This window comes from Natronoarchaeum philippinense, from assembly GCF_900215575.1.
Classification (GTDB): Archaea; Halobacteriota; Halobacteria; order Halobacteriales; family Natronoarchaeaceae; genus Natronoarchaeum; species Natronoarchaeum philippinense.
Map to the genome: position 1 here is coordinate 68,645 of NZ_OBEJ01000007.1, position 6,453 is coordinate 75,097.

The window sequence follows — 6,453 nt, forward strand, 5'->3', positions numbered from 1 at the left end:
CATTAAAGACAGTTGGGGGCGTCGGTCCGTCCGAACGAGTTAGTTGGTGACATGTCAGGGGCCACCACAATACTCTGTGTGGATGACGATGAGACCGCCCGGTCGCAGTTGTCCGCCCTCTTAACCGAGGCGGGCTACGCGGTAGCGACGGCGTCGGACGCGGCTGCCGCCGTCGAAGCGGTCGCGGAGCGTACGATCGACGCCGTCGTCGCGGCGCACGCGCTCCCCGACGCGGACGGGTTGGACCTGCTCGAACGGCTCGACGCGACCGGCGTTCCGGTCGTGTTGTGTCCGCGCTCGGGCGACGAACGCCTCGCCGGACGGGCGATGGCAGCTGGCGCAGCCGGCTACGTCCCCCGTTCGGACGCCGACGCGGTGCTGATCGACCGCCTCAGGGACGTTCTCTGTGACGATCGGACCGCACGGAGCCAGCGCGCTATCGGCGGGGAGCAGAATCGGCTCTCCCTGCTGATCGACCAGTCGCCGTTGGCGATCATCGAGTGGACGCCCGAGTTCACCGTCGCGGGATGGAACCCCGCCGCCGAGGAACTGTTTGGCTACACGGAATCGGCGGCGATGGGCCAGCCCGGTCACGACCTGCTCGTCCCCGAGAGCGAGCGCGAAACTGTCGAGGCCGTCCGTCAGGAACTGCTCGACGGCGACGGGGAAGTGACACACGTCGTCAACGAGAACGAGACCCGCGACGGCGACCGGATCACCTGCGAGTGGCACAACACGCCACTGGTCGACGACGGCGAGGTCGTCGGCGCGCTGTCGTTCGTCCGCGACGTGACCGACCGAACCCAGCGCGCTGCCGCCTTGGAGTCGCTCCAAGAGATGTCCCGCGATCTGATCGGCGCCGACTCGCGGCAGGACGTCGCCGCGACTGTCGCCGCGGCGGCACCGGACATCGTGCATTACCCGATGACGACGTTCCGGCTCTACGACGCCGATGGCGATGCGCTCGACTGCGTCGAGTGTCTCGCAGACGACGAATCGCTGATCCGGGATGCGGCGTCTCTCAGGGATGCGTTCGAGACGGGCCAGCAGGTCGTCTACGAGGACACCACCGACTGCGAGGACGTTGGGGCTGCGAGCTTGCTCGTCCAACCCCTCGGCGACCACGGTCTGATCGCGTTTCACGCCGAGACGCCCGACGCTTTCGACGAGACCGACCGCTACCTCGCCACCGTCGTCGGCGCCGCCGCCGAGACCGCGCTCGACCGCGCCGAGCGAAAGCGCGAACTCGAACGGCGGGAGACGCTGCTCGACGCGGTCGGCGACGGACTGTACGCGCTCGATTCCGAGGGGCGATACACGGCGGTCAACGACACCGTCGTCGAGATGTCGGGCTACGACCGCGAGGAACTGCTGGGCGAACACGTCTCGACGCTCATGTCGACCGAGGATGTCGAGCGCGGGACGGCTAACCTCCGCGAACTGATCGCTGCCGCTGATGTCGATGTCGCCTCCTACGAGATCACGCTGGTCGCAAAGGACGGCGAGGAAATCCCCTGCGAGGTCAACATGTCCCTACACCCCGACGATGTCAGCGACGGGAGCGTCGGCTCTGTCCGGGATATCAGCCGTCGAAAGGGGATGGAGCGAAAGCTCCGCGAACGCAAGCGCAAGATCGAGAGCGTCCACCGCGCGGCGACGCGGCTGGAAGGCTGTCGTGACGCCGAAACGATCTTCGACGTTGCGGTCGACGCAGTCCGCGAGGTGCTCGATATCGACGCCTGTACGATCCAGACTGTCGACGGCGCGGCGTCCAGACGGTTCGCCGACGCCGACTCGCCGTTGGACGACGAGATCGCTCCCGACGGCCGGATCGACCGTCGCGCTTACGACCGGTCGCGCCGTGCCGACGAGACGGTCGTCATCGACGACCTCCGCGAACACCGCGACGACGCCGGCTCGGCTCGAGCGCTGCTATCGGTGCCCGTCGGTGGCGTCGGCGTGTTTCAGGCTGCCTCGACTACTCCCGCGGCGTTCGACGACGAGGACGCCGAACTCGCCGAGCTACTGGTGTCACACGTCGCCAACGCTGTCGAGCGCGTCCGGTTCGAGACCGAACTCCGGGAGGAACGCGACCGCTTTGCAGCGCTGTTCGAGAACGTCCCCGACCCGGTCGTCAGCACCCGAGCGGTCGACGGTCCGCCGATCGTGATCGATGTCAACCCGGCCTTCGAACGAGTGTTTGGTTACGACGCCGATCGGCTCCGTGGTGAACCCCTCGACGAAGTGATTGTCCCGCCAGAAGACCGCGACCGCGCGGCCGAACTGGACGCGCGCGGGGCACGGGGTGAACTCGTCGAAACCGAGGTCAGACGCCAGACTGCGACCGGGCTTCGTGACTTCCTGTTGACCGTCGTCCCCGTCGAGGTCGGCGAGGAGAACGCGATGACCTACGGCGTCTACACCGACATCACCGAGCGCAAGCGCCAGCAAAAGCGCGTCGAGGTGTTGAACCGCGTTCTCCGGCACGACCTGCGCAACGGGATGAACATCGTCAAAGGCTGTGCCGAGATGCTCGCCGACAGAGCCGACGACGACGAGTACGCCTCGACGATTCAGGAGCGCGCGGACGAACTGATTGCGCTGGCCGAGAAGACCCGCGCGGTCGAACGCACGCTCGCCCGCGACGACGCCGATCCCGGATCGGTCGATGTCGCCGCCGCCGCCGACGAAATAGCGGCCCGCGTCGACGACGAGTTCGACGATGTCGATCTCTCGGTGACGGCGCCCGAGAACGCCTACGCGCTCGCTGATAGCATGCTCCGGACGGCGATCTACCACGTCGTCGAGAACGCGATTGTCCACAACGACAGCGACGTGCCGACCGTCGATGTCGACGTGACGCTCGACGACCGCTCCGAGCACGTGCGGATCGCAGTCAGCGACGACGGCCCCGGCATCCCCGACGAAGAGCGCGCACTGCTGGCCGAGGATCGAGAGATCACCCAACTCCGTCACGCCAGCGGGCTGGGGCTGTGGCTGGTCAACTGGGTCGTCACGCAGTCGGGCGGCCAACTCTCGTTCGACGAGGCCTCGACCGGCGGTGCTCGCGTCGTACTGGAGGTCCCCCGTGCGCGGGTCGAACAGCGCCCGGTCTGAGCGTCCGGCCGGCTATCGGCGGATCTCGACCGGCGAGTCGGTTCTGATCCACCGGCCCGTCCGGTCTTGCGAGCGCAGTTCGATCTGTCCGTCCGAGTGATACACCAGTTCGGTCTCCTCGGCTGACTCGGTCGCCGAGGAGCGGTCCCCGTCGCTCCCGTTCATATGCTCTGCTCGCGGCGTCGCGCCGTGGTCGCTACTGGAGCGACTGGCTGTATTAGTACGAACTCACTACCGTCGATAAATAGGCTGCTACGGCCCGTAGTCGCCTCATTCCCGGAGGACGCTTCCCACCGATCTCAGCGCGCAAGCGGGAGGTTGAACGTCGTCTCGCGCTCGCGGACGGCGTCCCACGTGTGTTCGCACTCGCAGGACACTTGCTCAAAGACGCTGGGGTCCTGCCGGAGGTCGAAGTCCTTGATCGCACGCTGGACGCGGTCGTCGCACTCGCCGCAGTTGTGCGGGCCTCGGTCGCTGCCGTGACCGACGGGGTCGGACACGACGATGGCGTCGACATCGGCCGTCTGTGCGAGGACGTGGGCGACGCTCCAGAGCCACGGCGGTCGGTAGCCGTCCCGGAAGTGGAGCTCGTCGACCATCGTGTAGCGCTGGACGTTACACGGGTTCATCGAGACCGTGTGGGCATGCTCGGCGCAGCGTTCGATCGAGCTGATCATGTCGTCGATGGCTTCCTGCTCGGAGAGGAACGGCGGCTTCATCAGGAGATACGCCTTGATCCCGGCGCCGGCGGCGTCGGCTTCCGCGCTGGCCTCGACGAACTGCTCGTAGTCGAAGTACTTGTTGACACAATCGTGGCGCACCCGGTCGGTCGCGGTCTCCAGTCCGACCGCCACGTCGGTTTCGAGGCCTTCCTCGGTGAAGTCGGCGAGCTTCTCGCGGTCGACGAAATCGGGCAGGCTCTCGACGACGATCCGGTCGCGGTCGCCGAACGCCTCGGCGATCGCTTTTCGCGTGTCGGCGCCGACCTCGCGCTCGTCGAGGAACGACCCGCTGGTGTAGATCTTGATGAGTCCGGACTTTTCGTCGGCGTTTTCGTCCTCGTGGGCCAGACAGGCGTCGATCTGGTCCATCAGGGCGTCGTGGGCGACGCTGCCGCCGTCGACCGATTCGGCGACGTAGCCACACATCGTACAGCCCCCTGCGCGTGCCCACCGGCAGCCGCCGGTGTTGAGAATGATCGTCAGGCTCTGATAGACGCCGTCGGGCGTGTTGTCCTCGTCGATCCACACCCGGGTCGGCTCGTGGGGATCGTAGGAGGCCTCCTTCTCCGAGCGGATCTCCCGCATCACCTTGTTGTGGGCGTCCATCCCCTTGCCCGCCTCGTAGACTTCCGGACTCGGCTTGCTCATTGGAACTGGGTAGCCGACGAGTCCCTAAAACGGCAGCGGTCGACCCCCGAACCCGGCGGATCGTCGCTTTCGACAGAATACTTATGGTATCTGCGTCGAACTGTCTCGGGTAATGCGCCGCCGTTTCCTACTCGGGGCTCTTTCCGGGGGGACCGTCGCTGGACTCGCGGGCTGTTCTGACTCCGAGCCGACCGGTATCGACGTCCTCGACACCGAACTGACCGATGTCGGAGACGGCGCCGCGACGATGCGCGCCCGGGTCGAGAACCACGGCGAGCGCGCCAACGTCGAAGTCGCCGTCGCCCTCGCGTGGGCCGACGGCGAGACGTTCGAGACCTACTCCGACGTGATCGGCCTCGCTGCTGGCGAGCGTCGGTGGGTCGACGTGCCGATCAGGCACTACGGCGACGCCGGCGGCGAGTACGAACACCGGGTGAGCGCGGCCGTCACGTCCCGCCCGCTCGCCCGGTTCGATTACGAGCCAGCCACAGTCGCCGTCGGCGACCTGATACGCTTCGACGCCGGAGCGTCTCGCGTCGTCGAGGGTGCCATCGCCGCCTTCGACTGGACGATCGGCGACGCTTACGAGGTCGGCCCGGAAGTTCAATACCGACTGGGTGACGCCGATGCGGAGGGAGTGACCGCCGAACTCCGAGTCACCGACACGCAGGGTGCGTTCGACACCGCTCGGCGTCGCGTCGAGCCGGTCGAGTGACGTGGCGGCGCCGACGTGCCGGGCCGAGTGACGCGGAGGCGCCGACGTGCCGGCAGAGCGACGTGGCGGCGCCGACGTGCCGGCAGAGCGACGTGGCGGCGCCGACGTGCCGGCAGAGCGACGCGCCGTCGGCTGGTCGTTCGACCGTTTCGGCCGCGGCCAGTCTCTGGGGTGGCCTCGGCCCTTTATTGAATCGGGCGGCGTACATCCGGTGATGACAACTGCACTGTTCGTCGTAAGCGAAGAAGGGTACTGGGGAGAAGAGTGCGTGACGCCGCTCGACCTGCTCACGGAACACGGTGTCGAGATCGACGTGGCGACGCCAAGCGGCGGGAAGCCGGTCGTCGACGACCGATCGGTCGATCCCGACGAGGTCGGCGAGGAGACCGCCGAACACGTCGTTGAGGTCCACGAGAACGACGAGCGCCTGAACGATCCGATGCCGATCGCCGAGGCGTCGGCCGACGAGTACGACGCCGTCGTGTTCCCCGGTGGCCACGGCACCGAGTGGGACGTTAATCAGGACCGTCACGCTCGAACGCTGCTGCGCGAGGCGGTCGCCGGCGACGACGGCAAGGCGATGGTGGTCTGTCACGCCGTCGGCATCCTCGCGTTTACCCGCGACGCCGACGGCGAGATACTCGTCGAGGGACGAGAGATCACGGGCTTCCCCAACGAGTGGGAAGACGGCATCGTCGACGAACACGACTGCATGCCCGACGGCCGGAAACTTCCCTACTACGTCGAGGACGAAGTCGAAGCGGTCGGCGCCGAGTTCGACGCCGAACTCGACGCCGACGAGAGCGTCGCCGTCGACGGTGATCTGGTCACGGCCCGCGGTCCCGGCTCCTCGAACGCCGGTGCGACGACGCTGCTCGACGAACTCGGCGTCCAGTCGTCCTGATCACAGCTCGTAGCGAACGATCTCGGCCTCGCCGCACTCGGGGCAGTTCGTCGCCGAGGCGTCGATGGACGTGCCACAGCGCCGGCACTCATAGACGACCAACCGGTCCTCGCCGCCGAACGAACCCAGCAGCCGATCGAGCACGGACATACGCCGCTTCTCACGTAGTATCCGGATAGTAATGACACGCATACTCGCGGCTAGCGAGTAGAATACGGCGTCTTACACCCGCAGCCGCGGGAACGAGAAAAACGGCCCGGCCTCAGGAGACGAGCTTCTCCTCGCCGCGCTCGACGACGATGCGACACGGCGGGGAGAGCTTGTTGTACGAGCGCCGGAAGGCCTCC

The 6,453-nt window shown here is 67.0% G+C and carries 6 protein-coding genes and 1 pseudogene; 3 read left to right on the top strand and 4 right to left on the bottom strand.

Features of this window, described 5'->3' with window-relative positions; genetic code table 11:
- The first annotated feature begins 78 nt into the window (after positions 1 to 78).
- Positions 79 to 3,117, top strand: coding sequence for a PAS domain S-box protein (locus CRO01_RS15475; protein ID WP_218839220.1), 3,039 nt, complete (start codon positions 79 to 81; stop codon positions 3,115 to 3,117).
- A gap of 12 nt (positions 3,118 to 3,129) precedes the next feature.
- On the opposite strand, the gene CRO01_RS16750 is transcribed toward CRO01_RS15475, so the two are convergent.
- Together CRO01_RS16750 and CRO01_RS15480 are read right to left on the bottom strand one after the other, a co-directional pair.
- Complete coding sequence (locus CRO01_RS16750) at positions 3,130 to 3,282, bottom strand: hypothetical protein (RefSeq protein WP_179747507.1); 153 nt, start codon at positions 3,280 to 3,282, stop codon at positions 3,130 to 3,132.
- A gap of 134 nt (positions 3,283 to 3,416) precedes the next feature.
- On the bottom strand, positions 3,417 to 4,487 hold the full coding sequence (locus CRO01_RS15480) for an archaeosine biosynthesis radical SAM protein RaSEA (protein WP_097010073.1): 1,071 nt from the start codon (positions 4,485 to 4,487) through the stop codon (positions 3,417 to 3,419).
- Positions 4,488 to 4,599: 112 nt separating this feature from the next.
- Here CRO01_RS15480 and CRO01_RS15485 point away from each other — a divergent pair, with 112 nt between their 5' ends.
- A complete protein-coding gene (locus tag CRO01_RS15485; protein ID WP_097010074.1) occupies positions 4,600 to 5,202 on the top strand; it encodes a hypothetical protein in 603 nt (200 codons plus the stop codon).
- 214 nt (positions 5,203 to 5,416) lie between these two features.
- Entirely contained in the window at positions 5,417 to 6,106 is a 690-nt protein-coding gene (locus CRO01_RS15490) for a type 1 glutamine amidotransferase domain-containing protein (RefSeq protein WP_097010075.1), read from the top strand.
- Here the strand turns inward: CRO01_RS15490 and CRO01_RS16755 are convergent, their stop codons facing one another.
- Together CRO01_RS16755 and rpl10e are read right to left on the bottom strand one after the other, a co-directional pair.
- Complete coding sequence (locus tag CRO01_RS16755) at positions 6,107 to 6,256, bottom strand: hypothetical protein (protein ID WP_179747510.1); 150 nt, start codon at positions 6,254 to 6,256, stop codon at positions 6,107 to 6,109.
- A gap of 112 nt (positions 6,257 to 6,368) precedes the next feature.
- Positions 6,369 to 6,453 (bottom strand): annotated as a pseudogene (gene rpl10e / locus CRO01_RS17130) (50S ribosomal protein L16); the annotation flags it as partial.

Bases quoted from the DNA above. Each gene is read 5' to 3' on its own strand.
- CRO01_RS16750 (WP_179747507.1), bottom strand. From the start codon at position 3,282: ATGAACGGGAGCGACGGGGACCGCTCCTCGGCGACCGAGTCAGCCGAG.
- CRO01_RS15480 (WP_097010073.1), bottom strand. From the start codon at position 4,487: ATGAGCAAGCCGAGTCCGGAAGTCTACGAGGCGGGCAAGGGGATGGAC.
- CRO01_RS15485 (WP_097010074.1), top strand. From the start codon at position 4,600: ATGCGCCGCCGTTTCCTACTCGGGGCTCTTTCCGGGGGGACCGTCGCT.
- CRO01_RS15490 (WP_097010075.1), top strand. From the start codon at position 5,417: ATGACAACTGCACTGTTCGTCGTAAGCGAAGAAGGGTACTGGGGAGAA.
- CRO01_RS16755 (WP_179747510.1), bottom strand. From the start codon at position 6,256: ATGTCCGTGCTCGATCGGCTGCTGGGTTCGTTCGGCGGCGAGGACCGG.